Below are 26,807 nucleotides of genomic sequence, written 5' to 3' on the forward strand. Positions count from 1 at the left end.
CCCGCGGACGCTCTCGGCGTCACGCGGCCGCGGCCGTCTCCAGGCGGAGGTACGGACGCGGTTGGTAGCGGTAGAGCGTGCCGTCGTCGTCGACGAGGTAGCTCTCGGCGCCGATGCGATGGTGGTGCAGGATCACCCGTTCGCTGCGCTCGGCGACCTGTGCCAGCGCGTCGATGCTCGTGACGTCGATGACGGGCTGCGCCGGGTCGTGCATGATCGCCGCGATCGGGACGATGAGGTGTCCGTATCGAGCGCGGATCTGGCTGGAGAGATCCGTCGGCCGGCGGCGTTCGCGCAGCGCGACGAGCAGCGCGGCTCCCAGCGCCAGCATGAAGCCGACCACCCCGCTCCAGCGAGCGGTCCCGACGGCAAGGCCGTGGCCGCGCAGGCTGAGCCGGTTCGGGGTCCGGGCGATCGCCGCGACGCTCCCGCCGCGGCTGGGAGCGAAGCGCTCCGCCGCCCCGGGTGCGGAGGCCGCCGTGCCGGTGCCGGACCGCAGCTGCAGCGGATCGAGCTGGAAGGTCAGGGCCGGGTCGTACGTGGTGGCGAGCTTCTCGCCGGCGAGCGTGCCCTTGAGGCGCAGCCGAGGAACCACCTCGACGGTGAACGCCGCGCCCGACGGCGCACCGATGAGCGTCTCGACGCGGTGGATCAGCCTCTGCAGCCGGTCCAGGTCGAGGACGACCGAGGCGCTGCTCCTCGCTCCGGTGAACGGCGTAGGCGGCTGGAGCTGCATGGTCCGACTCCAGCCGGTCAGGCTGGTGAGCCGGACGAGGACCTCCTGCGTCCCGGAGAGCCTGCTCGGGGCGGCAGAGACGAGGCGGTAGGCGACTTTGAGGCGGACCTGTCGCACGAGCCGCAGGAAGATCGGGTCGCCCGTCCTGACGATCCCGCTCGGGTAGACCGCACCGGCAGGCGCGTCGGCGCGATAGGAGAACCGGATCTTGTGGGTGTAAAAGATCTTCTCGGCGACGGGGTTGGTCGCCGGGCGCGTCCACGCGAGCAGACCGAGGCCGAGGCAGACCACGGCGACCACGGCGCAGCCGGCCACCGCCATCTGCACGTTCGGGTTGCTGATCGTGCCGGGTCGGCGGGTCACCGACGACGCTCCTCGAGGACGGGATCGCGCATCGCCGCGACCGCGGCGGTGACGTCGCCGCCTTCGTGCGGGGGCGAGCAGCAGCAGGGCGACGCCGCCGCAGAGCAGGGAGGCGATGGTGGGGGTCCGGAGCCAGTCGAGCGCCGTGCCGCCGCGCGGGACGCGCATCCACAGCCTGCCGATGAGCTCGGCGCGGCGTGGGTGGACGGGGTCGACGAAGTCGTTGTTGTCGCCCTTGAAGACGTAGCGGTCGCCCTCCCGGGCGATGATGCGATGCAGCACGATGCTGTGCAGCACCGTGCTCCGGTAGGCGACGACCTGCCCGACGCGATACTCGGCAGCGGGTCGCACCAGCGCGAGATCGCCGGTGCGGAACCGCGGTTCCATGCTGATGCCGTGAGTGGTGACATATGTCGTCGCTCCGCCGAGCCCTGTCGGGCCCGCTACGAGCCAGGCGACTGCGAAGAGCAGGACGGCCACGCCCGTGACCAGGCGCGTGCGCAGGTGTCGCAAAGGTCCTCCTGCTCACTCTCAGTCGCCTGGCGACGCGGCGGTGGTGGGGACGGCCCGTCTCCGTCGACGGCCCGTCCCCGCTGCCAGCCGGGCTCGCCTAGCTGACCGCCACGTTGAACGTCGTCGCGCCCGCGGTGGGCTCGGGCGTGGTGAACGTGCAGACGACCGTCGTGCTCGGAGACGAGTAGGTGCCGGCCGCGCACGCCTCGAGGGCGTTGCTGTTGAAGCCGGCCTCCACCGTGTTGGCGCTGATGTCGCCGGTGAACACGAGGGTCGCGGCGGTGATGGTGCTGCCGTCAGCCGACCGGGTATAGGTCAGCGACGTAGCGGTCGCGCCGGTGATGTTCGACGTGCCGAAGCCCATCGTGGTGTCCGGGATCGTGTTGCTTGCGGTGAACGCCGCACCACCGGCGGCGAGCGCGCCGATGACGATGAGTGCGACGAGAATGCTCCTGGGCTTGTTCCTCATGGGTTCCCCTTCCGTAGGTCGCCCGGGTCAGGCGGTTGTCGTTGGCACCCCAGGTCATCGGCCGCAGACGCCGATGTTTGACCTTTGTGCTGGACAACTCGCCATTTGTCGTCGTTTGGGCGTCAGGTGGCGGTCCCCGCAGAACAGCGATCGATCGACGCCGCAGCCGGCATGCAGCCAGATGGCTCTGGCACGCTGAGCAGTGTTGGCGCCACACTGCTTCCGCTGCTGATACACCGCCATGACGGGCATGCGGACACGCCGGACGGTCGTTTCTACGACTCGCGGGGACGATGGCTCCGCTAGGAGGCTCATATGTCTCACAGGTTCCTGAAGGTGCTGGTGTTGGGGGCAACGGTCGTCTCGGCGCTGGCGTCGGCATCGACCGCGTCCGCGGTCAACTGGTCGAGTAACGGGTCGGCGTCGCCGGGAACGGCGTTCAACGCGACCGCTCCGGCGTCCAAGCTGGAGATCCACGTCGCGATCCCGTCGCATCTCGTCGGCGTGACGTGCACGGCGACGACGGCGACCGGACGGCTCATCGGCACGGCCGGACCGAGCAACGCGGGGACGTGGAGCGACGTCGCTACTGTGCGACCGACCTTCTCCGGCTGCACGGCGGCCGGTCAGTCGGCTGTCGTGGTGTGCTCCGAGGGGCATTTCGATGCGGTCTCACAGGCCTCGAACGTCGTGACGGGCAACATCCGGGGGATCAGCTGCACGATCACGGCCTTGGGCTGTGTGATCAGCGTGACGGCCAACCTCACGGGCAACACGTACAACAACACGTCGAGCGTGCTGACGGTCAACGGGATGTCCGGCATCACCGCGAGCTGGACCAACTCGGCGGCATGCCGGACGCTCATGGGCACGACGAGCGGTGGCTGTGCCTCGGCTACTTTCGGCACGACCACCAGCCCGCCCGCCGCGCTGGGCTTCACGGTGACCTCGTCGTTCAAGCCGAACATCCAGCACAACTGAACCGGACCGGACGGAAGCGGTCGTGAGGGCCCGCCACAGGGCCCTCACGCACGCCAGCGCCCGCTGACCCCTCAGCCCGCCGCCGGAGCCAGCGCCAGCACCCGTGCGGGGCTGCCGGTGCCGTCCACGAGCCGCAGCGGCGCGACGATCACGATCGCGCCGGTCGGCGGCAGCTCGGCGAGGTTGGCCAGCTGGGTCACGCCGTACTTGCCGGCACCGAGGAAGAAGCCGTGGACCGGGAACGGCGGGTCGAAGCCGCCCGCCGAGCCGGCGTCGGTCCCGACCGTCTCGACGCCGATGCCCACGATCGGGGTCTCCTGCGCCAGCCACCGCGCGCACTCGGCGTCCGGGCCCGGCGTGCGCGAGCGGCCGTCCTGCACGTTGAGGAACGCGTCCTGGTCGTCGGCCCGCGCGTCCCAGCCGGTGCGCAGCAGCAGCCAGCCGCCAACGGGCAGCGGGCCGTGCTCGGCCACGAAGGCGCGGACGTCCTCGACCGTCAGCAGGTAGTCGGGATCGGCGGCGGCCTCGGCGGACTTGTCGATGACGACCGCGGGGCCGACGAGGCGCTCCACCGGCACGCTCGCGACGTCGTCGCCCTCCCGGCCGGTGATCCAGTGGATCGGCGCGTCGAAGTGCGTCCCCGTGTGCTCGCCGAGCTCGAGGACGCTCCACGCCCACGCCGGGCCGGCGTCGTCGTAGCGGCTCAGGTCGCGGCGGCTCAGCGGCGGCGTGTTGGCGAACGGCTCGGGCAGCTGGAGCACGGGCGTGCGCTCGCTCAGCGGCTGGGTGAGGTCGACGATGCGGACCGCGCCGGACGCGAGCGCCCCGGCGATCTCACCGAGCAGGTTCAGCGACTGTGGGTTGGAGGACATGGCATCTCCTGGAGGTTGCGGGGCATGGGCTTCAGTGGCCGCGGAAGGCCTCTTCGAGCCACTCCGCGCAGACGTCGGGATCGATCTTCGCGTCCAGGACCAGCGGCCGGTCGCGGTGGACGAGCCAGTCGCGGACGCCGTCGAGGTCGGCGAGCGTGCGCGCGGTCAGGCCGCGGCAGCCGGCGGCCTCGGCGAGCGCCGCGAAGTCCGTCGCGGGGAACTGCGCGAGGTCGACGGCTTGGCCCTGCGGGCGGAAGTGATGGACCTCGGCGCCGTAGGCGGCATCGTCGTAGACCACCACGAGCAGCGGGAGTCCGAGGCGGCCGAGCGTCTCGAGCTCGGGCAGCGCCATGAGCAAGCCGCCGTCGCCGAGCGCGGCGACCGTGAGGCGGTCCGGCCGCGCGATGGCCGCCCCGATGGCGTTGCCCAGGCCGAGGCCGACGCACTGGAACGCCTGCGGGAAGACGAAGCCCGCGGCGTCGGGGACGCGCAGGTACATCGAAGGCCAGCCCATGAAGTGGCCGGAGTCGACGACGACCGTCCGCTCGGCGGGCAGCATGTCGTCCAGCGCGATGCTGAGCGAGCGCGGGTCGAGGACGTCGCCGCGCGCCGCGTCGTCGTAGGGCTCGTCGCGCCATCGCCCGCCCGCGATCGCGGCGGCGACCTCGGGTGTGCGCCGGCCGTCTCGTGGCCCGGTGGCGTCCAGGAGCGCCGCCGCCGTGGCGGCCGCGTCGCCGACGACGCCGAGCGCCACGGGGCGATGGATGCCGATCGCCTCGGGCTCGAGATCGACCTGTACCACTTGGGCCTGCGGGTGCAGCAGGGTCCCGTGCCGGGTCGTCCACTGGTTCAGCGCGGCGCCGAACGCGAGCACGACGTCGGACTCCTGCAGCAGCCGTGCCGCCACCGGCGAGGAGAAGCCGCCGGAGATCCCGACGGCGAACGGATCGCCGTCGAAGAGCCCGTTGGCGACGGCCGACGTGGCGAGGATCGCGCCGGTCCGCTCCGCCAGCTCGCGCAGCAGCGGGCCCGCGCCGGCCAGCGCCGCGCCGCGACCGGCGATGATCGCGGGCCGCTGCGCGCCGGCCAACAGCGCGGCGGCGCGCGCGACCGCGTCGGGCGCGGGAGAGGGCGCGTCGAGCGGCGGCCCGACGGTGGCCGCGTCCGCCGCAGGCACCTCCATCGCCTGGACGTCCAGCGGCAGCATCAGCACCACGGCGCGCCGTTCCGAGCGCGCCCGGTGCACGGCACGCGCCACGTCGGCGACCGCCGTCGCCGGTCCGTGCACCCGCTCGGGCACGGCGCCGACCGCGGCGACCAGCGCGTCCTGCTCGATGCGGAAGTTCGAGTACCGCTGGGCGGCCGGCGTGTCGGCCGCCAGGACGAGCAGCGGCGTCCGGCTCTTCGCCGCCTCCGTCAGACCGGTGATCGTGTTGGTCAAGCCCGGCCCTTGGTGCACGCTGCACGCGGCGAGCCGCGCGCTCACGCGCGCGTAGCCGTCGGCCATGCAGACCGCGCCGCCCTCGTGACGGGCCGCGCAGAACGACGCGCCCGCGTCGCGCATCGCGTTGGTGTAGGCGAGGTTGCCGCTGCCCATGACGCCGAACACGACGTCGACCCCCAGCGCGACGAGCGTCCTCCCCACGGCCTCCGACACCAGCATGGGCGCCAGCCTACCCCCGCGTGGCCGGGGCGGCGGCCGCCGCTCAGGCCACGTCGTCGTCCAGCGGCGCCTCCGGCTCCGCCGGATCGTCGAGCTGGACCTCGCGGTCGTCGAGGTCTGTCGGCTCGTGGTCGGGCGTCCGCTCCGCCGCGCCCGACAGCGCCTCCTCGGGCTCGGGACGGTCGACGTCCGGAACGTCGCGGGGATGCTCGGTCATCGTCTCGTCCTCCTCGGTCGCCGGGCCTGTCGATCGAGTCCTACCCGGCGCGTGTCGCGCCATCACGGTCGCAGCCGGTTGGCTCTGGCGCTCGTGCCCGGCGAGCACGACAGTCGCCCCTCTGCCATGACGCTGTCGCACGACGCCGAACGCCGCATCGTGACCTTCGTCCCACCGCTGGTGGTCGCGCTGCTGGCGCTGCCGTTCGTCCTGCGCCAGAACGCGTGGTGGGAGTGGGCGACGGCGTACTGGCTCTTGGAACGACAGACGGAGTACGTCTCGGCCCACGGGGTCCCGACGTTCTTCCTGCACACGAACCAGGGGACGTTCTACGCGTTCTACGTGTTCTACGGCGGGTTCACCTACTCCGTCCTGGCCTACCCCGCCGTGTTGCTCGGCGCCTGGACCGTCTTCGCCGCAACCACGGTCGCCATGTTCGTGGCCGGGTACCTGGGGATCTGGTGGACGGCGCGCAACCTCGGCCTCTCGGCCCGGCTGGCCGTGCTGCCGGCGGCCGTGTACGCCACGACGCCATACGTGCTCAGCGCCCTCTACGGTCGCGGCGCCTGGGCGGAGCTCGTCGCCGTGGGCGGCGCCGCCGTCATGCTCGGAGCGGTCACCGCGCTGCTGTGGCGCCCTGACCGCGGCCGCGCCAAGCCGCTCGCAGGGCTCGTCGGCGCCGGGGCGATCGTCGCCGGCACGCACAACCTGACGCTGCTCATGGGCGCCGTCTGCCTCCCGATGATGGTGGCGGCGCTCCTGCCGCTGGCGCCGCGCTCGGGCGGGATCGGCGCAATGGTGCGCACGCTGGCCCGCGGCCTGGCGGCGATTGCGCTCGGCGTCGGGCTCACCGGAGCCTGGCTCGTCCCGAACCTCTGGCTGGGACCGGACACACTCATCGCCGCCGCCGCGGGCAACGAGGATGTCCTCCGGGAGAACGCTTCCCTGCTCACCGTCTCCAACGCGCTGTCGCCGTGGCCGACCGTGCCGGCCGAGCTGCGCGGCACGTTCTGGCTCTTCGTCCAGCCTCCGGTGCTCGCGATGCTGTGGGCGCTGGCCGCCCTGTCGACCGTCGCGTGGACGCGACGCCGGGCCCCCGATCGCACCCTCGTCGCGGCGGCGGCGCTGGTCGCCCTCGGCACCGGGCTGCTGCTGCTCGTGGTCGATCCGCTGTGGTGGCTGAGCTTCCCGCGTCTCGTGAAGGCCATCCAGGTTCCCGTGCGGCTCGTGCCCTACCTCGCGATGGTCGTCGCCCTGGGCGTCGCCGTGGCGCTGGCGACCATCGCACGCGGTCGCGCCCGGCGTGCGCTCATCGGCGGCCTCGTCGCGATCGTCGCGATGCAGCTCGCCATGGCGGCCTACATCGTCACGGCGACCGAGCCGGCCGCGACGCTGCCGGTGCCGGTTGAGCGCCGCGCGGACGTCCGCGCCGACGGGGAGCCGGCGAGCTTCTCCACCCCCGGCCTCATGGCGCCGGGACAGTTCCGCGTCGTCCGCCGTCCGACCGGGCCCCAGCCGCGCACCGCACCTGTCGTGGCGTCCGCCGACGACCCCTTGACCTCGAGCACCGTCACGTTGCGGGGCGACGCCAAGGTCGGGGAGCACCTTGCGACCGGCGTCGTGTGGTCGCCTCTGGTCCGGATCGACGGCGACGCCCGCATCGCCGGTCGCCGGCCGAACGGCGCGGTCATCGTGACCGTCACGCACACCGACGCTTCGGGGCGCTGGAGCGCCACCGCGCGGTCGCGCTGCACCACGTGCCTGAGCGCGGTGACCGGCGATGCGCCGTGGCAACTGCTGGCCGGGCGGATGCTGACGCTGCTGAGCGCGCTGGCCCTCGCGACCTGGGCTGCCACCGGGCTCCGGCGGCGTCGCCGGACGCGCCGTCGCGCGACCGCCGGGCCGATCGTGGCCTCCGCTGAAGCGCCCGACCACCAGCAGGTGCCGACCGTCTGAACCGCCTCACCGCAGTGATCCGGTCGTCCAATGCCCTTGCTTTCGCACACGTGTTGCTCATAGGTTCTCCCCGGCGCTTCTAGACGCCGTAATCCAGAGTCTCCCGGGAGGAGAACCCATATGTCCCACGTCCTTCGCCGCCGGTTGGTCACCGCGGCCCTCACCGCGTCCTCGGTCGCGCTCGTCGCCACGCCGGTGGTCGACGCCAAGACGAAGCCGCTCTCCAAGGCAGAGCGCGCGCAGAACACCGCGATCAAGAAGGCCGCCAAGAGCGCCACGAGCGCTGGCAAGAGCGCGAAGTCCGCGGCCAAGAGCGCCGCGAAGGGCATCGCCGACGCGAAGGCCGCGGCCGGCAAGGCCGACGCCGCCCAGGGTGGCGTCAACGGCATCGTCGCCCAGGTCCCGTCGGTGCTCGACGGTCTGACGAAGCTCGCCGCGGGCCTGCAGCAGGCGGCTGACGGCCTGACGAAGCTGGGTGCCAACGCCGCCGCGCAGGAGTACGGCGTGGTGAAGGTGCAGCTGGGGACGACCGACGTTCCCGGCGCGATCCTGACGTCCTCCGACATCCCGGACGACTCGAACGCGGCGGTCGTCACCGGCACGATGATCGTGCCCGTTCCCCACGGTACGCCCACCGTCCCGGTCCGCCTGCTCGCGGGCGTGCGCTCCGGCGAGTCCGACGGCACCGGCGCCGACAACCCGGTGGCCTCCGCGGGCATCGTGTCGATGATCGTCGCCGACCCGCTCGCCCTCCCGCTCGGCGGAGGCAACGGCCCCGGGCCCCTCCTGGGCACGCCGATCACCTCGGCGCCGAACGCCGCCGCCGGCGGCGCGCCGGTTTACCCGATCCCGAACAAGGCGCCCCGCGTGGACGCGACGCCGAACCCGTTCTCGTTCCCGAGCGACCTGGCGATCGACCTGACCGACTCCGCGACGCTCTACAACCTGAGCGGCGGCGGCTCCGGCCCGTTCACGGTCTCCAACCCGGGCGGCACCGACGCGCTCGTCACCGTCACCGTCACCGTCCGCTTCAACGACTTGACCGCATCCGCCACGGACGTCACGGCCTAGGGGAACGCTGGCCCAGAGGGCCAGGTTCCCTTGCGGGTCTTCGCCCAGAGGGCGAAACCCGCGGCGGATGAGGGACCCACGCTCCTCGTCACCGCACTGCCCCACGCGTCCTCGGGCACGGGCTCTCGCAGCCCGTGCCCGGTCGCGCGCCACGTACGATCACGTCCGTGACCCCGTGGCCTCCACCGTCGGCCTTCGAGCTGCCGCCCGACGGCTACCGCGCCGTCGTCGGCGAGTCGTTTCACCAGGACGCGCTGGCCGCCACCGTCGCGCTGACGCAGCCCGGCGAGGAAGGGCGCCCGATGTTCCGGGCGGTGCTCGTCGCCGAGCCCGAGAACCCGTACGACCCCAATGCCATCGCGATCCACTCCGCGGCCGGGAAGGTCGGCCACCTGTCACGAGGCGAGGCGCTCGACTACGCGCCCGTGATGGCCGCGCTCGCCGAGCACGGCTACACCGCGGGCAGCTGCGACGCCTTCCTCAACGGCGGCCCGGCGGAGGGCAAGAGCTTCGGCGTCGTGCTCCGGCTCTCGCCGCCCACAGACTGCGTCCTCGAGATCCGCGCCTCGGCACGCTGACCGCTAGTCCCGCGTGGCCCACTACCGCCGCAACCGCACCAGGTTGCTGCGCACGGTGCGCCCGGCGCCGTTGGTCGCCGTGAACCGCACGCTCACGCGATCGGAGACCTTCCGGCCGCGCGCCATCCGTCGCGCCGCGGCGCGCGTGACCTTCAGCGACAGCCGCACCGTCTGGCCCTTGCGCACCTTGCGCTTCACCGTCCCCAGCCGGCCGGCGGCGCCCCGCGCGACGATCCGCCCCGCCACCGCAGCCTTCACGGTGAGCGCGACGCGCCCGCCCGCGGCCCGCGCCCGTCCCAGCTTCGGCGCCTTGGGGCACGGCGTCTGCAGTGCCGTGGTCACGTTGCGAGCCTTGCCGTTCTGCCCGGTGGCGGCGACCACCGCCTTCTGCGCTCCCGAGCAGACGTCGCGCTTGGTCGTGACGACCAGGATCCCGTGCCTGCCGCCCTCGAGCACCATGCGGAAGCTCGACACCGCGGCGTCCGGGATCGCGTCGAACGTCGTCACCAGGCGAGACCTGGCGTCGACCGCGGTCGACGCGCGCAGGTCGAGCGCGATCTCGCCGCGCAACAGCACCAACAACGTCGGCAGCGTCCGGATCGCGCGCCCGGCCTTGTCGAAGCGCACGCCCTTGACGAAGTAGACCTTGCCGGTCAACGGCTGGTCCAGCAGCGGCGTGACCGCCGTCGCCCGGCCGATCACCGAGCTCTCCGGGCAGCTGCCGCGGAGGCCGTCGGCGTACTCGCACAGCGCGCGTGCGTTGTCGGGATCCAGCGCCAGGCTCAGCGGCAGCGTGACCTTCACCTGCCTGATGTTCGCCTCGCCGCCCTTCTGCACCATCTTGGCGTCGACGCCCGGATGCCTGCCGTCGACCGTCTCCTTGGGGCCGGTCAGCCCGATCGTCGTGGTCGGGGTGAACGCCAGGGCCTGGCAGTCGGCCGGCGCGAACGGCGAGGAGCCGGACGCCGTGAGCCCGCCCGCCGACACGAACGACCCCGTGATCTCCAGGGGCGCGCAGCTCGTCGGGTTGCGCATGGCGTCGGGGCGGTCGATCGTCACGCGGACGCTGCGCACCAGCAGCGGGATGCCGTCGAGGATCGTCGGCAGCGGATCGCTGACGACCCGCACGTGGGCGTCGGTCCGGTCCAGCTGGACCGACGCGCGCACCACGACGAGGCCCAGATCGAACGGCCCCGCCACCGCCGGCACGACGACCGACAGCCCGTACGGGCCGCCGGCGTACGGGCCGGTGAGGTAGACGCGGCCCTCGAGGGCGAACGGCGCCGGCCCCGCGCCGGCCGTGACCGCGACCGAGCCGACGCGGCTCGCCTCGGGGCACGTCCCCGCGGCCGCCTGTGCATCGCCGCAGAGCGGGATCCCCGCCGGCTTGGCCAGCAGCCCCGGCGGCAGCGACACGTCGATCCGCGACAGCACCTGGTCGGCGTCGCCACGCGCGACGCTCACCCCGAACGACCCCGGGCTCGACCCCGCGCGCGCGTCCGACGGCGCCGCGGAGAACGACGGGGCGAACCCGGTCGCGCCCGGGCACCCTGCGTCCACGGCGAACGAGCTCTCCGACACCACGGTCTGCCCGCCCCACGACGTCATCGTCGCGCGCGCGGTGTACGTCCCGCACGTCGGCGGGTTGACCAGCGGCGCGCGATCGCCGCCGCGCAGCGCGACGCGCACGAGGCTCACCGGCACCTGCGGGTTGTCGGTGAACGTCGTGGTCAGCCGGCCGGTCGACGGGTCGGCCTTGACGTGGCCCACGAGCCGCACCGAGACGCCGTAGCGCGGGGACTCGGCGTCGAGGAACAGCCGGTACTCGTCGCCCGAGAGCGGGTCGCCGCTCAGCGGCTGCCCGAGGTACACCTTGCCGGTCAGCGCGTGCGCCGGCAGCACCGGCGTCTCGATCGCCACGTCGCCGATCGCCGACGCCGCCGGACACGCGACCGGGCGGGTCGTGCCCTTGCCGAGCTGCTCGTCGGTGCAGCCCTCCAGGCCCGTGGCCGCCGACGGGTTGATGGACATGCCCTCCGGCAGGACGACCTCCGCGTCACGCAGCGTCGCCGAGTTCGGCTTGTCCTTGCCGTCCGGGTTCTGCGGCAGGTTGACGTCGATCGTCACGCCCGCGGGCGCACCCGCCTGCCGCGTGTCGGTCGTCGTGGAGATCGTTGGTGCGAACGGCAGCGCCTCGCAGCCCGTCACGCCGACGGGCGTCGTCGCGCTGTAGGCCAGGTGGTTGCCGGGGTCCTGGTAGGAATCGACGTGCAGGTACGTCGTCTGCGGCCCGGAGCACCCGCTCGGCAGCGTGATGAACGTGCCGTCGCCGGCCCGGCCGTCGAAGACCAGCCGCGAGGAGACCAGGGGCACCGAGTTGGGAAGGTCGCGGATCGTGAAGGACTCGTGGTAGTCGCCGTCCCAGGCGACGCCGCCCTCGAGGTAGATCACGTCACCGGTGGCCGGGACCGCGAACCCGAACAGCGCGGGCATGCCGGGCGGCTGCTCCATGTTGTAGACCGGCGCGATGACCAGCGCGGGCAGCGCCGGGGAGGCCGCCCGGGTGTAGTTGGTGCCCACGCGGCTGGCGGCCGGGCAGAGGCCGGCCTGCAGCTGCGCGGCGGTGCAGTGGGGCGCGGCCTCCGGGTTGACGCTCAGCCCGGGGGGCAGGTCGACGCGTACGTCCTTGACGTTGCCGTCGGGCGTCCCGAGCAACCCGGTGGTGTTGAACGAGAAGTCCGTGATGCCGAACGGCGGATGGCCCGCCGCCTGCTGGAACCAGTAGTCCGGCGTCGAGTCGCGCGTGCACTGCGGCGCGGGCTCGGTGTTCTTCGTGCAGGTGCCCGCATCGAAGTGGTCGACCCCGAACGCGGCGTGGGCCGCCGGCGCGGCGATCCCCACCGTGGCGGCACAGAGCAGGGCGCACAGCGTCCCCCGCACCGAAAGCTGGATGCTCATCCGATCCTCCCGCGGACCAGGCCTCCCGGACCGGCCCCGTTGACGAACCCGAATCAGGAGCTTTGCACACAGATTCGTGTGCGCGCGCCGGTTGGCAGGGGATGCCCTCCCGCGGGCAGAGCATCGCGACTAGGGTCGCTCACCATGCCCGGATCCTCAGCACCAGCGTCACCTCGACCGCCCGGACCTCCGGACCCGGGCACCCAGCCCGTGGGCTGGCGTCAGCACGCCTACGAAGCGTACTTCCGCTTGAGGGCACTCCTCGCTCCGGCGGCCTTTGCGGCGATGTGCCGCGGGCTACGGGTGATCTCACGGCTCGGAGCCCCGACCTTCCTCAAGATGCTCGCCCGGCCCCAATGGCTCTTCGCGACGCACGTGGCCATCCCACACCGTCCGGTGACCTTCACCGCGCCCGGCGACTCCGAGCAGGACGACCTCGAGCTCTGCCAGCGGATCATCGACGCGTACGGGCGGGCTCACGAGGGCTACGGCGACCTGTCGGCGATCTGGACGGGCAAGATCGGCCGGTACTCCTCGGGGCTTGATGCGGCGCTCCTCGGCCGGGACCCCGAAGTCGTCGGAGAGCAGCTGCGGTGGCTGTTTCGCCGCTCGTTCCTCTGCGGGATCTCCACACCCATCGACTACGAGGACCGCGCCGTCCCCCGGACGTGGTCACTCATGACGTACGACAGCCTGGTCTCCCTCGCCGAAGCCGTCGGGGCGATCCGTGCCGAGAACCCGGAGCAGGGGCTCGCAGGCCGTGCGTTCGTCGAGGGGATCGACCGCCTGCCCGGTCGCATCGAGGAACGCATCGGCGTCTCGCTGGACTTCCCGCGGGTCGGCGCGCCGTACGGCATCCTCATCGGCGACCGGCTCATCATCCGCGAGACGGGGAGGCACGTCCATGCAGCGATCCGCCTCCACGAGGTGGTCCGTACCCACCTGCCCGGCCCGCCGCCGGAGCCGGGCGTGCGCATCGTCGAGATCGGAGGTGGCTTCGGCGGCGTGGCGATGTGGTACCTCCGGCTGCTGGCCGATCGCCCTGGCAGCTACACGATCGTCGACCTCCCGCTGATGAACGCCTTCCAGGCGTACTTCCTCGGGCGGATCTACGGGCCGGACGCGATCGAGCTGTTCGGCGAGGAGCACAGCGCCGGCGCACGCGTCCGGGTCGTTCCGCCGCAATGGCTGCAAGGCGGCGACGCACGGGCCGACATCGTGTTCAACCAGGACAGCATGCCCGAGATGACCGAGACCGCCGCACGAAGCTACCTCGCGTGGATGGACGAAAACGTCACGGGCCTGTTCGTCAGCTGCAACCAGGAGGTCGGAGACCAGGACGGCCTCCCGACCCAGCTCGTCGTGAGCGAGATGGCCGGTGACTACGAACGGATCGAGCGCTTCGCGCGGCAGCCGTCCTGGACCCGGCGCGGCTACGTGGAGGAGGTGTACGGCGTCGGGATCAGGACGGCGTAGGAGGATCCGCCGCCTCGTCGGTCTCGGCGAGCGCCGCCTGCGCGTCCTCGTGGCTGGTGTGCACGTTGAGCTGGCGGTCGACGTGCGTGAGCTCGATGAGCTCGGCGGCCGGGCTGCCGTCGGGCGCGATGACGGCCATGCCGCGCCCCTGGCGCCCCAGGCGCTGGTCGGCCTGGACGAGCGCGCCGAGGGCCGCCGAGTCGATGAACGACACGGTCGTGAGGTCGAGGATCAGGTCACCTCCGTCGACGCCCGCGCCCACGTGGGCGCTGAGCCGCTCACCGAGCGAGCGGGACGCGTGAAGGTCCAGCTCCCCCGTGAGGATCGTGACCGCGGGCGGACGCTTCATGATCGCGCGGGTCGTCCGGTCAGCGCCCGCGGCGCCGGATGCCGATGCCGCCACCGGTGAGCAGGAGGATCAACAGGATGATGAGCAGGACGGTGATCATGGGCAGCTCCTGAGGCGGTCGGGATGACCGCGGCCACGCCATCATGCCCATACCCGAGCGAGACGAACCCCGGTTCGCTGCGTCGCTTCCGTCGCGGCGCTCGGCGGCGCCGACTAGGCGACCGCTGAGCCGCCGCCCTCGACGGGCGGCTCCGCGCTCCAGGGGAAGTCGATCCAGCGATCGGTCCGGCGCCACACGTAGTCGCACTTCACCAGCGACTGCGGCTTCTCGTAGAGGACGGCGGTGCGGACCTCGGCGACCTTGCCCGCGCAGAAGTCCTGGACGACCTCGAGCGTGCGGCCGGTGTCGGCGACGTCGTCGACGATCAGCATCTGCGCGTGCTCGAGGTCGATCAGCTCGGGCGCCGGAGGGAGGACCATCGGGACCTCCAGGCGCTCGTCGACGTCGGTGTAGAACTCGACGTTCATGGCGCAGGAGTTCTTCACGCCCAACGCGTAGGCCACGGCGCCACCGGGCAGCAGTCCGCCGCGCGCGATCGCGAGCACGATGTCGGGCTTGTAGCCGCTGGCGACGACCTCGTGCGCCAGATGCCTCGCGGCCACCCCGAGTTGGTCCCACGCCATGACCTCGCGGTCGGTGGGAACGGCAGTGGTGTCGGGCGCGGCCTCCATCGATGCAGCGTAGCCCGCGGCGCGACGAACCGGCCGATGAGACCGACCGGCTCCTGGGGCGGCGAGACCCTTGAGCGCCTCATCTGGCAACGCTGCGCGACCACCATGCAAAAGACAATACTCTGCACACGCCTCAGTGTTTTATGATCCAGCCCCAGGGCGACGGTCCAGTGATGGAGCGGTAGGACAGCAGCCGCGATCAATCGCCGCCTGCACAGGAGGAATTGCCAGCGATGAGCAAGCGCAACGCGCCGCAGGTCCGCCTTGGCCGTGCCGTCAAGAGCGTCCGCCATGGACGGGGACTGACGCAGGAGCAGGTATCGGCGGGATCCGGACTCCATCCCACCTACATCTCCGACATCGAGCGGGGCGTTCGCAACCCGGGCTGGGACGCGGTGACGCGCCTCGCGCTGGGCATCGGCGTGTCGGTCCAGGAGATCGCGCGCAGGTACGAGGAGCAGGGCTGATCGCCCGGCGCCGGGTGGGCCGCCGCTCCAGGCGACAGCCCACCCCGGTCACAGCCGGTCGAGACGGCGTCAGCTGGCCGCCACCGCTGCCGCGCCGGCCAGCTTGCTGGTGCCCTGCTGGATGGCCGTGTTCTTGCCGGCGGCGGCCGGCAGGCCCTGCTTGAGGTTGACGGCTGCCGTCACCAGCAGCTTGTCGACCAGCGTCGTTCCGCAGTTGCTCGCCGCCGGCGCGGCGAACGCGTTGTCGACCAGCTTCACGCCGGCGTCGGTCGTGATCGTGTAGTCATCGTTGAACGAGATCGTGCCGGCGGTGCCGCTGATCGGCGTATTCGGCCCAGGCGGCGACGTCGTTCCCGTCGTCAGGTGCAACGTGATCGGGTCGCTGGCCGAGCCGATGTAGCAGTCAGGACCCAGGAACGGGTTCTCCAGATGCACGCGAATCGGGAGCCCCACGGCCGTGCCGTCCTCGGCGAAGAGGCTGTTCAGATCGAACGTGACCGGACCGACGAGCTCCGCCGTGGCGTAAACGTCGTTGACCGCGGCGACGGCGTCGTTGAACGCGGAGATCAGCGCCCCGGTGAAGCCGCCCGTGTCCATCAGCCCCAGCAGGCCGCCCGGGACCTCCAGCTTCGTCTTCGAGAGCGTGTCGGCGCCCACGGCGTCGTAGAACGTCGTCGAGCCCGAGGCGGCGTCCGGGATGCCGCCCTGCAACACGATCGGCGTCGCCGACGTGATCGGGACGGTCCCGCTACCAAGCGTGAACGACCCTGAGTCGGTCACCGAGTACACACACGACGCAACGGCGGGGTTGGTGTACGGGCAGTACTTGAACTGCGCATAGTCGCCGGAAGGGTCGGCGACGGCGGACGATGCCGCGACCGACAGGCCGACGGCCGCAACGGCCGCGACCGCCAGGCCGCGGAGGGACTGCTTCATGAGAGCTCCTCTCGGAGGGACAGGATTTAGAGACACGATCGCGATTCTCACGGCGATTTCCATAGGTGATGGGTGGAGCGCTGGGCCAATTGGCCGAGTAACCAGCCGGAAACGACGAGGAGGTCACCGCGAACGATGACCTCCTCATACCCACTATCGGCTCTGTTTGACCGCAGGTCCTTCGTACGGCTAGGGGATGCTCGCCACGACGGCGGCCTTGCCGCCCAGCTTCGTGGTTCCCTGCTGAATGGCCGTGTTCTTGCCGGCGGCGGCCGGCAGGCCCTCCTTGAGGTTGACGGCCGGCGTGACCAGCAGCCTGTCCAGGAACGTGATGCCGCAGTTGCTCGCCGCGGGGGCGGCGAACGCGTTGTCGACCAGCTTGATGCCGGCGGCCGTGCTGATGGTGAAGTCATCGTTGAACGTGATCGACCCGGCCGTGCCGGAGATCGGCGTGTTCGGCCCGGGCGGCGACGTCGTGCCGGTCGTCAGATGCAGCGACACCGGGTTGCTCGTGGAGCCGACGTAGCAGCTCGAACCCAGGAACGGGTTCTCCAGATGCACCCGGATCGGCAACGCCACCGCCGTGCCGGACTCGGCGAACACGCTGTTGAGGTCGAACGTGACCGGACCCACGAGCTCCGCGGTCGCGTAGACGTCGTTCTCCGCCGCCACCGCGTTGTTGAACAGGGTGATCAGCGCGCCGCCGAGCCCGCCTGTGTCGACCAGGCCGAGCAGACCGCCCGGCACCTTCAGCTTGGTCTTCGAGAGCGTGTCGGCCCCGACGGCGTCGTAGAACGTCGTCGAGCCCGACGCGGCGTCAGGAATGCCACCCTGCAACACGATCGGCGTCGCCGACGTGATCGGAACGGTCGCGTTGCCCAGCGTGAACGACCCCGAGTCGGTCACCGAGTACACACACGACGCCACCGCCGGGTTGGTGTACGGGCAGTGCTTGAACTGCGCGTAGTCCCCCGTGGGGTCCGCAGCCATCGCCGGAGCGGCGCTGCCCACGGCCGCCACGGCCAAGACCGCGGCGGCCAGGAACGGCCGCAGAGACTTCTTCATGATTGCTCCTCCTGAATTGGACGGACGAGCCGCTAGACGACCACGTTTCCGGCTCCGATAGCCATAGGTGATCGGTCTACATCGTGGGAAACCCGAGTCGCGCTCCACCCGATCGGAGCGCGTACGACCACGAGGGGGCCACCGCACGCGGTGACCCCCTCGAAGAGCCCAGCCTCGCCGATCGGATCAGGACGAGGCGGCGGGTCGCATCGACTACGGGATGCTGGCGACGACGGCGTCCTTGCTGCCGAGCTTCGTCTCGCCCTGCATGATCGCTGCGTTCTTGCCGGCGGCGGCCGGCAGGCCCTCCTTGAGATTCACGGCAGGCGTGACCAGGAGCTTGTCCAGGAACGTGTTGCCGCAGTTGCTCGCCGCGGGTGCGGCGAACGCGTTGTCGACCAGCTTGATGCCGGCCGCGGTGGAGATGGTGAACGCGTCGTTGAACGAGACCGCACCAGCCGTGCCGGTGATCGGCGTGTTCGGCCCCGGAGGCGCCGTCGTCCCTGTCGTCAGCTTCAGCAGCACCGGCTGCGACGGCGATCCGATGTAGCAGCCGGACCCGAGGAACGGGTTCTCGAGATGGACGCGGAGCGGGAGCGTCACGGCGATGCCGTCCTCAGCGAACACGTTGTTGAGGTTGAACGAGCCGGCGCCGACGATCTCGGCCGTCGCATAGACGTCGTTGACCGACGCCACCGCGTTGTTGAACAGCGTGATCAGCGCGCCACCAAACCCGCCGGTGTCGACGAGGCCCAGCAGACCACCCGGGACCTGCAGCTTGGTCTTCGACAGCGTGTCGGCACCAACGGCCGGGTAGAACGCCGTCGAACCGGAAGCTGCGTCCGGGATGCCACCCTGGAGCGTGATCGGGTTGGACGCTGGGATCGGCACGGTGGCGTTGCCGAGCTTGAACGAGCCGGACGTCGTCTTGGACACGATGCACGAGACGACCGCCGGGTTCGTGTACGGGCAGTACTTGAACTGCGCGTAGTCCCCGGTGGGATCGGCAGCCATGGCCGGAGCGGCGCTGCCAAGCGCCGCACCGGCAAAGACGGCAGCGGCCAGCAACGGCCGCAGTGACTTCCTCATCTGAACTCTCCTCCTGAGAATTGGACGGAGTGTCAACTAAAACACAATACCGTCTCGAAAGCTAGTGCTATTCCAGACTTCAGAGCGTTCAGACGTGCGAAGGCCGCCACCGTGGGGTGCTTCTGGACCCCACGGTGGCCCTGCAGATGGGTCTACTACTTCTTCGAGGCGCGGCTGAGGGACGCGGTCATGGCCTTCGACTTCTTCGACCCGGCCGGCGTGAACGTGACCTTGACCTTCGTGGGCCGGTGACGGCGCCCGGCCTTCGTGAGCTTGGCCGTGATCGACGCGACGGTCGACTTGGTCACCTTGCGGGTGGTCTTGGTGATGCCCGCCCCGCTGACGCTGACCTTCCCTGCTCCGAGGCCGCCCACGCGCACCGTGAGCGCCGTCTTGGTCAGCGACGAGCTCAGCACCCTCAACGTGCACGCCGACGTGCCCATGTAGATCGAGCCGTCGGCCTGCTTGTTGTTCTGCCCGTCGATCTCGCGGTTGGCGACCTGCGAGGCCTTGCAGATGTCAGCATTCGACACCGCCAGGATGCCGTGCTTGCCGCCATCGATGTTGAGCTGGAAGCCCGACACCGGGGCGTCGGGGATGTTGTCGAACGTCGTCACGAGCTGGTTCTTCACCACCGAGCTCGATGCCCGGATGATCAGCGAGACCCCGCTGCCCTTCAGCGGGATCGCCAGCGTCGGCAGCGTCCTGATCGCCGCACCCGTCTTCTTGTCGAAGCGGACGTTCTTGACGAAGTACACCGGGCCCGTGAGCGGTTCGTCGAGGATCGGGGTCCTCGCCGTCGCGGTCCCGACGATGCTGCCCTTCGGGCATGTCGGCTCCGCCTTCTGGCCGTCGGCGAACTCGCACAGCGCCTGGGCGTTGTCGGGGTCGAGCGCCAGAGACAGGGGCAGCTTGACGCTCACCTTCTTCAGGTTCGACTGCCCGCCCAGCTGCGTGAGCGTGGCCTTGACCCCAGGATGCTTGCCATCGGTCGTCTGACCCTTGCCGGTCAGGTCGATCGCCAGCTTGGGCGACAACGCCAGAGCGGCACAGTCACCGACCTGGAACCGCGACGCGACGTTGGCGACGGAGCCCTCGGCGCTGAAGATGGCCGCCGAGATGACGCTGGGCGCGCACGACGTCGGGTTGAGCATGAAGCCGGGCCTGTCCACGATGATGCTGACCTGCCGGAGGCGCAGCGGGATGCCCTCCACGATCGTCGGCAGCGGATCGGACTTCACGGTGACGTGGGCGTCCACGGGATCGATGAACAGCGCCGCCCGCACGACAACGGTGCCGAGGTCGAACGGACCCGCCTGCGCCGGCACAAGCACGCTGAGGCTGAACGGGGCGCCCTTGTACGGCCCGCTGAGGTACACGGCGGTCGGCGCCTTGCCGGCCTCCGGGATCTTCATCGGGGTGGATCCGGGCCCGGCCAGGGCCTCCGTGTAGCCGATCCGCGAGGCCGCCGGGCAGCTGCCCGTCGCGGCCTGGTCCTCGGGGCAGCGCGGCACGCTCGCGACGTTGCCGACGAGGCCGGCCGGCAGGGTGACGTCGAGGCCGCCGAGCGTCTGCTCGCCGTCCTTGCGGGAGAACGTCAGCGTGAACGGCGAGTAGGCGCCGGCGACCGGGTTGCCGGCACCGGCCGCGAACGCCGGTGCGAAGCCGCGCGGACCGCAGCCCTCGTCGATCACCATCGGGGTGTCGAGCGAGACCGGCGTGTCCGACGCCCACGACGTGAACTCGGCATGGGTGTTGTACGTGCCGCACGCCGTCGGGGTGGCCAGCGACGCCTTCGACCCGCCGCGGAACGCGAGGTGCAGGTTCGTGAACGGCAGCTGTGGGTTGTTGTCGAACGTCGCCACAAGCCGGCCCGTCTTGGGGTCGGGATCGACCCGGCCGGGGAGCTTGAGCAGGACGCCCGGCCCCTTGGCGACCAGGTAGAGCGCCAGCAGTGAGCGAAACGGGTTGTCGTTCTGCTTGGCGAGGATCACGTCGCCCTGGATCGGATCGTCAAGCAGGGGCGTGTCGATCGTGATCGTCCCGATCTTGGACGAGCTCGGGCACGTGACCGGGGCATCGGTCCCGATCCCGATCTGCGACGGGGCGCACGCGCCGAGTCCGGCCGCCGACGACGGCGACACCGACATGCCCTCCGGCAACGTAACGACGGCCTTGCGTAGGTGCGCGGTCGCCAGCCCGTACGGCTCGTCGCTCTGCGGGATCGTGATGTCGACGTTGAGCCCGGTGGGAGCGTCGGTCTCGTGCGAGAGCGGCTGAACCGTCATCGAGGGATCGAAGGGCAGGCGGTCGCAGCCCTCCATGACGAACGGGGTGCCGTCGAAGTCGCGGTCGAACGACGCGGTCGCGAAGACCCCTCGGTTCTGCCACGTATCCACCTCGGCGGACGTCACCGCGGCATTGCCGTCACACGATGTCGCATTGGTCAGGAACGGCCGACGAGGCGCGTCACTTGGGTGCGGCGGATTCCCGATGACGTTGTCGTTGCTCATGGAATCGCCGACGAACCGGTCGAGATCGTGGCTCGGGTCGGCCGGCACCGCCCACAGCTCGACCCTGGTCCCGGTCATCTTGATGCCCTCCGAGACCGACGGGGCGGTCGCGCTGATGCCGTAGTCGGTGGACCGGACCCTCGGCACGATCCTGACGGTCACACCGGCGAGGTTGAACGCGAACAGCCCGGGCAGATCGGGCGGCCGTTCCATGTTGTACAGCGCAACCCTGAGGCCTTCCGTGTCGTTGGGTTGGGTGAAGACCCGGACGATCCCGATCTGCGCCGCCTGTGGGCAGACCGACGATTGGCCGACCCCATTGAACGTTCCCCCGACGAGCTCTGCGTTCGTGCACGTGGCTGCGGCGCGCGGGTTGCCGACGACCCCGGGGGGAAGATCCACGGTGATCGTCTTGGCGGTGGCCACAGGAACCAATGCCGGCGTCGCCGGGAATCTGAACTCGGTCGTCAGGTCGGCGTGGGCACCGGCCTGACGCGAAAACTCGCCATTGATCGAGGCCGAACCGCCAAAGCTCGTGATCTCGAAGGCCGCGTTCGCGACCGGTGCCGCGAGCGCCGTGGCAGCCAGGACCGCCACCGACGAGGCAACGGCTGCTCCGATGAACTGCGTCATGCGCGTGAACCGGGCCATCGTGGTCCTCTCCTTGTCAACCAGCGACGTCATCGTGCGCTCGTCTTCGGGGTGTTCGAGTGCACGGCTCGGTGAGCCCTGCTGGATGCTCGGGCGGTCGGCGCTTTGAGCTTGATCGTCACCGTGGCAACGGATGCGGTGCCACTCGGCGGGGTGTAGCCGACACGGACCTTGAGGCTCATGGTCCGGGCCGCTCTCAGCTTCCGCTGGCCGCTGGCCGACAGGGACACCTTCACCTTGTAGGTCGCGGCCTTCGTCGCGGTCTTCGTCGCCTTCCTCAGGTTGGCGCCCGACGCCGTGATGCGTCCCTTGGCGGGAACCCTCACCGAGATCGTGAAGGCCGTGCCCTGCACGGTCCGCTTGGTCGCCGACACCTTCACCTTCGCCAACGCCTTGCCGGCGCGGTCGGGCGGCGGCCCATTGCCCGAACCGAGGAACTCGATCGAGGCGGCCGGCGGCACGCTGGGCGCGCTCCCGACATCGCCACACTCCTCGCCGGCGCACGCGGCGCGGGGTGGATCGGGGTTCTGCGAGGCCAAGCCGCCGCCGACACGGGCGTCGTACACGTCGACCGCCGAGTCGGTGTCCTGACCAACCAGCCGGTCGGCCGTGGTGAAGAACACGTCGCGACCATCCGCACTGGCATCGGCAAATACGGAGTCGCGTGAGCCCCTTCCGGCGCTGATCAGCGTCGGCTGCTCACCGTCGAAGGAGTAGACATCGCGGCTCGAGTTCGAGTCGTTCGCCGTCAACGGATCGGGTGTGTCGAAGAACACCACCCCATCGTCCGTCACCGCCTGGGGGAAATGATGCCCCCCATGGGTTACCAACTCGGACGCGAACATGATGCGCGCGGGCCCCGTTGACGGGCGACCATCGCTACGACACGACGCACACGTCGCAACCCCGGCGTCGACGTCGTAGCGCAACGCCACCCCACTCGAGATGAACGTGAAGAACTTGCCGTGCGGGCTGGACATCCACATGAACGAGCTAACACCCACCGGCACATTGCCGACATGGGCAACCTGCCCGTCATGCCAGACGTAGATGTTCGTGGCGGCGGCGGTACCGCCGGGCGCCAGTTTCGCCGTCGAGGTGAAGAACACCGATTCCCCACCGGAACTGGTCTGCAGGAGCCCGTAGGTGCTTTGGCCCGGCCCCGACGCCTCGACCGGCGTCAGCAGCTTCAGCTCGCCCGTGTCCACGTCGAAGCGGTACAGGCTGTGGATGCCCGGGGGGGAGTCGTCGGTCAGATTTACGCCGAAGATGAACGCGGTCCGTCCGTCGCTTGTCGCACCGGCGAACGCTGCGTCGCGCAGGGTCCCCAGGTCGCTGGTTCGCTGCGAGGCCGAGACCGGCACCGTGGTCGTCCCGTTGATCCGTACCCATACCGGACCGGACTGCGGGACGACGAAGATCCTTGACCCGTCGTCAGAGATACGGTGCTGTTCACGCTGCAAGATCAGAGCCCCACCACCGGACATGGGCTTGTTGATCGGCGTGCCGTCAGACGCCACGGACGCAAGCCGCAGTTGCCCGTCGGTCCATTCGTAGAGAGCCCGGGGCGGGGCACCGGGCAGGAGCGAGCTCGTCTGGCCGTAGATGACGACATGGCTGAAGTCGGGCGTTCCTGCCACGAACGCCCCACCGGTGTCAGAGAAGCCCCCCGCCACGTTGGCGTACTCGGGTCCCGGGGTCGTGAACATCGTCGTGTAGGCGCCGCTGCGGGTATCGCGGAGATACACGTTGCTGTCGCCCTCGACGGCCCCATCGGCGAGCTTCTTCAGGCTGGCGACCACGGCCTTCGTCCCGTCGTCCGACACGCCCAAGGTCGCGGCGTTGAGCGGGAAGACGAGGTAGTTCGGCGGCTGGGGCGGATCCAGCGCGACGGAGGGCCAACCCGACGCGGTTCGCCTCGCCAGGTAGCGGGGGTACTGTGGAGCCGACTCGCTGCCGTCGAGCGCCGTCGTGGCCCCGTAGGCGAGCCAGTCCCCGTCCGCAGACGCGTGGAACATCTGGGCCTCGTAGATGTTCTTGCCGCCCTTGTCGACCGGCGAGACCATCTCGTAGACGCGTCGCGGGGGAGCCTGGCCGGGCGTCGTGAAGGATCGGTCGAGCCCGTGTGCCTTGCCGGCGGTACTCACCGCGACCAGCCGGTAGTGGTAGGTCGTTCCCGGCTGCAGGCCGGAGATGCCCTGCGCCACCTGGCGCGGCTGCCGGCCGTTGCCGGCGACGGAGTCGTGGGCAAGCGGAGCCCGCGAGCCGTAGTCCGCCGACGGGCCGTACTCGAAGTAGTACGTCGCCTGCAGGCCGAACGGGTTCACCGTGCCCCGCAGCGTCGCGCTGCTGGTGGTGCGGTCCGTCGCGGCTCCGGTCACCGCGCCGGGCGCGTCCTGCAGCGTCGTGAAGGTCTCATCATCAGGATCATCGACGGAGCTGACGGTGTTGCCGGTGCTGTTGTGGCCGACGAGCCGGTAGCGCACCGGGGTGTTCGGATCGATGCCCGTCACGGGCGCCTCGACGTCGACCGGACCGGAGCCGCTCCCGGCAGCGGCATCGGGAACCGGGGTGGTCGTCCAGGTGTCACCGTCGTCGAGCGAGTAGTCGAAGTGGTATGTGGTCACGACGCCCCGCGCATCGACGGTGCCTTGCAGCGTGGCTCCGTGCGTGGTGATGTCCGTGGCCGGCCCGACGGTGACGATGGCGGGCTCGGCGTCCAGCGTGAAGAAGCTGTCATCTGGCGTGGTGACCGTCGCGGCGGGGTTCGTGGCGACGAGGCGGAATAGGACAAAGCCGCTGTCGTGGAGTCCGGTGAGCTCGACGGAGACCGGGACGTCGGCGTTCCCGCTGCCGGCCGACTCGTCGCCGTCGCCGTCGGGATCCACCGGGAGGTAGGTGGTCCAGAAGTCGAGCGCTTCCGTGGTGTACTCGAAGCGGTACGTCGTGGCGGCTCCCTCCGGGTTGACCGTGCCGCTCAGCGTCGCCGTGGCGTCCGTGACGTTCGTTGCCGTGCCGAGCGTCGGGGTCGGCGGGGTGACGTCCTCCAGGATCTGGCCACCGACAGCGCCTAGGTCATGGCCGTCGGTGCTGAACGGATCGTAGGCGGTGATCGCGTAGAGCCGATCCGAACCTCCACCGACCGCCACGAGACCGCTGGCGATGCCGTAGAGCGGCCCGGTCAGCGTCCCTGAGGACACGGGCGCGCCATCGGCTGCGAAGATGTTGATGCTGAGCGGGACATTGCGGGTGGCGGAGTCGATGTCGCCGACGACGATCACCTGGTCTCCGTCGGGGTCGACCGTGACCGCTCCGGGGTACGGGACCGAGGCGGCCGGGCCTTCGGAGACACCACCGGAGCTGAACCGCTCGACGCGAGACGTGGCGAGGTGAGCCACGAGGTCCGTCAGCGGCCCGGTCGAGTCGACCACGATGATGTCCCCGGTCGAGTCGACGGCGAGGTCGAGCGGCACCGCGAACGCGGCGCCCGAGTCCGCGCCGTCGAACGACAAGTTGTCCCAGCTGCCGTTGGCGTTGTAGCGCGACACCACGTGGTTGCCGCGGTCGGCGACCAGCAGCTTGCCGGTGGCCGGATCGGTCGCAATGGCCGAGGCGAAATCGCCGATCTCCCCGGGGCCGTTGCCCGCAGGCGGGCTCGTGAATCCGGCCGCCGGGGTGAACGCGGGGGTCGAGGCCTGGTCGGAGTCGAACTTGCGGATCGTGTCGTTGCCGTCGCTCGAGACGTACACGACGGTCTGGCCGCCGGACTCGTAGATCGCCAGGCCCGACGGGGCATTCAGCCCGGTCGAGAACTTGGTGAGGTAGTCGCCGTTGGGCTTGAACACCTGCACTCGATTGTTTCCGGTGTCGGCGACGAAGACGTTGCCGGTGGACCGCTCGATGGCCGCACGCCCCGGCGTGGTCAGCTGGCCATCACCGGTCCCGGGTCCGGAGAAGTTCGCGACGGTGGCCGGCTGCGCCGCAGCGGAGCCTGCGCCGATCGCCAGGAGGATCACGGCCGAGGCCGCGACGACGACGCCGCGGACGGGCGTGATGATGCGATTCCAGCGATTCACGATGGCTCCTTGTGGCCGGGCGGGCCCGGTGTGGATCTTGCGGTCGTGCGTCATGAGTGGCCTCCGGCCGCAGACGCGGGGCGCGCATGGCGGGCGAGCTCGTAGTTGCATCCGGCGAAGCCGTCTTGGCGCGCGGCCCGGTCCAGTGACATGGCGAAGACGCGAGCGGCGGCCTGCGCATACGCGGGACCCTCCCTCAGCTCCCGGCGATGCCGTTCGAGGTTTCGGAGGAACGCTCGCTCGGAGCGCGGAGCGCGACGCTTGGCAGCCGCGAGGTAGCGGCCGATGATCGCGTCCGGCGTCCGGCGCCGGCAGCGGTCGCGCGCAGCGATCAGGGCGCGGCGGGAGGCGACGGTGCTCTGGGAGGGACTCGGCCGCGGGCCGGCGAGCGCTCGGGCCGCAGGCGCGGGGACTGGGTCGGGCGTGGCGACCGTCGCCGGTCGGGCGCCGTCGTCGTTGCCGCAGCCGACGAGCGCGGCCAGGGAGCCAGCCAGCGCGACCACCGCGACAGCGGTGCCCCGAACCCAACGACCGACCTCCCACTCCGAACGGTTGCTCACCGTTGCATCGACCCCATATCTTGTACGACGACCCATTCGCTGCGGGGCACGGACGCAGCGCCTTGCCCCGGCAGGATGGCGAGCGTAGCCGCCCCTGTTTCCAGAAGTCAAGCCCGATCGGACACAGCGCTCGCTTCCACGGCCTGATGGGATCCCGCGGACGACGCCGCCTGGCAGGAGGAGCCCGGTCGAGCGGCTCCGGCAACATCGCGCCGTCCCGACCGACGTACAAGTGGCCCCGCCCGAAGGGCGGGGCCACGGTCCTGCAAACGTCGGTCCGGTCCGGTCCGGCGCGCCTCAACGAGGCGCGTCGTCAGGCCCGGCCGACGCTAGTTGTGCTGGATGTTCGGCTTGAACGACGAGGTCACCGTGAACCCCAGCGGGCCGGGCGGGCTGGTGGTCGTGCCGAAAGCAGCCGACGCGGACCCACCTGCCGTCGTGCCCATGAGCGTCCGGCATGCCGCCGAGTTGGTCCAGGTCGCGGTGATGCCGGACGTCCCGTTGACCGTCAGCACG

The 26,807-nt window shown here is 70.8% G+C and carries 22 protein-coding genes and 1 pseudogene; 7 read left to right on the forward strand and 16 right to left on the reverse strand.

What is annotated here, in order from left to right; translation table 11 throughout:
* Window positions 1-19 precede the first annotated feature (19 nt).
* Both VK501_RS13885 and VK501_RS13890 read right to left on the reverse strand, forming a co-directional pair.
* Window positions 20-1,579, reverse strand: a complete 1,560-nt coding sequence (locus tag VK501_RS13885) for a signal peptidase I (protein ID WP_324338283.1) — start codon at window positions 1,577-1,579, stop codon at window positions 20-22.
* A 130-nt stretch (window positions 1,580-1,709) separates the two neighbouring features.
* Window positions 1,710-2,081, reverse strand: coding sequence for a hypothetical protein (locus VK501_RS13890; protein WP_324338235.1), 372 nt, complete (start codon window positions 2,079-2,081; stop codon window positions 1,710-1,712).
* 315 nt (window positions 2,082-2,396) lie between these two features.
* Between VK501_RS13890 and VK501_RS13895 the strand changes: the two genes are divergently transcribed.
* Window positions 2,397-3,062, forward strand: coding sequence for a hypothetical protein (locus VK501_RS13895; RefSeq protein WP_324338236.1), 666 nt, complete (start codon window positions 2,397-2,399; stop codon window positions 3,060-3,062).
* Between the two features lie 71 nt (window positions 3,063-3,133).
* Here VK501_RS13895 and VK501_RS13900 read toward each other — a convergent pair whose 3' ends face one another.
* From VK501_RS13900 to VK501_RS13910, 3 genes are read right to left on the reverse strand one after another with little or no spacing between them, the layout of a single operon-like run.
* Window positions 3,134-3,934: a cyclase family protein gene (locus tag VK501_RS13900; RefSeq protein ID WP_324338238.1), complete on the reverse strand. Its 801-nt coding sequence runs from the start codon at window positions 3,932-3,934 to the stop codon at window positions 3,134-3,136.
* A gap of 31 nt (window positions 3,935-3,965) precedes the next feature.
* Entirely contained in the window at window positions 3,966-5,597 is a 1,632-nt protein-coding gene (locus tag VK501_RS13905; RefSeq protein WP_324338240.1) for a thiamine pyrophosphate-binding protein, read from the reverse strand.
* A 43-nt stretch (window positions 5,598-5,640) separates the two neighbouring features.
* Window positions 5,641-5,814, reverse strand: coding sequence for a hypothetical protein (locus tag VK501_RS13910; RefSeq protein ID WP_324338242.1), 174 nt, complete (start codon window positions 5,812-5,814; stop codon window positions 5,641-5,643).
* A 126-nt stretch (window positions 5,815-5,940) separates the two neighbouring features.
* Here VK501_RS13910 and VK501_RS13915 point away from each other — a divergent pair, with 126 nt between their 5' ends.
* The 3 genes from VK501_RS13915 to VK501_RS13925 all read left to right on the forward strand — a co-directional run bounded on the left by VK501_RS13915 (window position 5,941) and on the right by VK501_RS13925 (window position 9,419).
* Complete coding sequence (locus tag VK501_RS13915; RefSeq protein WP_324338245.1) at window positions 5,941-7,770, forward strand: hypothetical protein; 1,830 nt, start codon at window positions 5,941-5,943, stop codon at window positions 7,768-7,770.
* A 120-nt stretch (window positions 7,771-7,890) separates the two neighbouring features.
* A complete protein-coding gene (locus tag VK501_RS13920; RefSeq protein WP_324338248.1) occupies window positions 7,891-8,841 on the forward strand; it encodes a hypothetical protein in 951 nt (316 codons plus the stop codon).
* Window positions 8,842-9,008: 167 nt separating this feature from the next.
* Window positions 9,009-9,419 (forward strand): HIRAN domain-containing protein, encoded by a 411-nt coding sequence (locus VK501_RS13925; protein ID WP_324338251.1) that lies wholly within the window; start codon window positions 9,009-9,011, stop codon window positions 9,417-9,419.
* 21 nt (window positions 9,420-9,440) lie between these two features.
* Here VK501_RS13925 and VK501_RS13930 read toward each other — a convergent pair whose 3' ends face one another.
* Window positions 9,441-12,377, reverse strand: coding sequence for a hypothetical protein (locus VK501_RS13930; RefSeq protein WP_324338253.1), 2,937 nt, complete (start codon window positions 12,375-12,377; stop codon window positions 9,441-9,443).
* Between the two features lie 249 nt (window positions 12,378-12,626).
* Between VK501_RS13930 and VK501_RS13935 the strand changes: the two genes are divergently transcribed.
* Window positions 12,627-13,853 (forward strand): putative sugar O-methyltransferase, encoded by a 1,227-nt coding sequence (locus VK501_RS13935; RefSeq protein WP_324338255.1) that lies wholly within the window; start codon window positions 12,627-12,629, stop codon window positions 13,851-13,853.
* On the opposite strand, the gene VK501_RS13940 is transcribed toward VK501_RS13935, so the two are convergent.
* From VK501_RS13940 to VK501_RS13950, 3 genes are all read right to left on the reverse strand, one after another.
* On the reverse strand, window positions 13,840-14,202 hold the full coding sequence (locus tag VK501_RS13940; RefSeq protein ID WP_324338258.1) for an STAS domain-containing protein: 363 nt from the start codon (window positions 14,200-14,202) through the stop codon (window positions 13,840-13,842). The two genes, VK501_RS13935 and VK501_RS13940, sit on opposite strands and share 14 nt — an antisense overlap.
* Window positions 14,203-14,221: 19 nt before the next feature.
* On the reverse strand, window positions 14,222-14,347 hold the full coding sequence (locus VK501_RS13945; RefSeq protein WP_324338260.1) for a hypothetical protein: 126 nt from the start codon (window positions 14,345-14,347) through the stop codon (window positions 14,222-14,224).
* A 68-nt stretch (window positions 14,348-14,415) separates the two neighbouring features.
* Window positions 14,416-14,934 carry a phosphoribosyltransferase gene (locus VK501_RS13950; RefSeq protein ID WP_324338262.1) on the reverse strand — a complete coding sequence of 173 codons (519 nt, stop codon included), beginning with the start codon at window positions 14,932-14,934 and terminating at the stop codon, window positions 14,416-14,418.
* 233 nt (window positions 14,935-15,167) lie between these two features.
* Here VK501_RS13950 and VK501_RS13955 point away from each other — a divergent pair, with 233 nt between their 5' ends.
* On the forward strand, window positions 15,168-15,401 hold the full coding sequence (locus VK501_RS13955; protein ID WP_324338264.1) for a helix-turn-helix transcriptional regulator: 234 nt from the start codon (window positions 15,168-15,170) through the stop codon (window positions 15,399-15,401).
* A 69-nt stretch (window positions 15,402-15,470) separates the two neighbouring features.
* Here VK501_RS13955 and VK501_RS13960 read toward each other — a convergent pair whose 3' ends face one another.
* The 5 genes from VK501_RS13960 to VK501_RS13980 form a co-directional block, all read right to left on the reverse strand.
* The gene (locus tag VK501_RS13960) at window positions 15,471-16,337 is read right to left on the reverse strand and encodes a hypothetical protein (protein ID WP_324338266.1); all 867 of its coding nucleotides are present in this window, start codon (window positions 16,335-16,337) and stop codon (window positions 15,471-15,473) included.
* 189 nt (window positions 16,338-16,526) lie between these two features.
* Complete coding sequence (locus VK501_RS13965; protein WP_324338268.1) at window positions 16,527-17,402, reverse strand: hypothetical protein; 876 nt, start codon at window positions 17,400-17,402, stop codon at window positions 16,527-16,529.
* A 213-nt stretch (window positions 17,403-17,615) separates the two neighbouring features.
* Window positions 17,616-18,491, reverse strand: coding sequence for a hypothetical protein (locus VK501_RS13970; RefSeq protein WP_324338269.1), 876 nt, complete (start codon window positions 18,489-18,491; stop codon window positions 17,616-17,618).
* Window positions 18,492-18,646: 155 nt separating this feature from the next.
* Entirely contained in the window at window positions 18,647-21,655 is a 3,009-nt protein-coding gene (locus VK501_RS13975; protein ID WP_324338271.1) for a hypothetical protein, read from the reverse strand.
* A 29-nt stretch (window positions 21,656-21,684) separates the two neighbouring features.
* Window positions 21,685-25,203 (reverse strand): hypothetical protein, encoded by a 3,519-nt coding sequence (locus VK501_RS13980; RefSeq protein WP_324338273.1) that lies wholly within the window; start codon window positions 25,201-25,203, stop codon window positions 21,685-21,687.
* 37 nt (window positions 25,204-25,240) lie between these two features.
* Between VK501_RS13980 and VK501_RS13985 the strand changes: the two genes are divergently transcribed.
* A complete protein-coding gene (locus VK501_RS13985; RefSeq protein WP_324338275.1) occupies window positions 25,241-25,429 on the forward strand; it encodes a hypothetical protein in 189 nt (62 codons plus the stop codon).
* A 74-nt stretch (window positions 25,430-25,503) separates the two neighbouring features.
* On the opposite strand, the pseudogene VK501_RS28955 reads toward VK501_RS13985, so the two are convergent.
* Together VK501_RS28955 and VK501_RS13990 are read right to left on the reverse strand one after the other, a co-directional pair.
* Window positions 25,504-26,499, reverse strand: a pseudogene (locus VK501_RS28955) (hypothetical protein); the annotation flags it as partial.
* Between the two features lie 121 nt (window positions 26,500-26,620).
* Window positions 26,621-26,807 (reverse strand): hypothetical protein (locus tag VK501_RS13990; RefSeq protein ID WP_324338277.1); only part of this gene is annotated, 187 nt, incomplete at its 5' end.

The organism is Baekduia sp. (assembly GCF_035318805.1).
Taxonomy (GTDB): Bacteria; Actinomycetota; Thermoleophilia; order Solirubrobacterales; family Solirubrobacteraceae; genus Baekduia.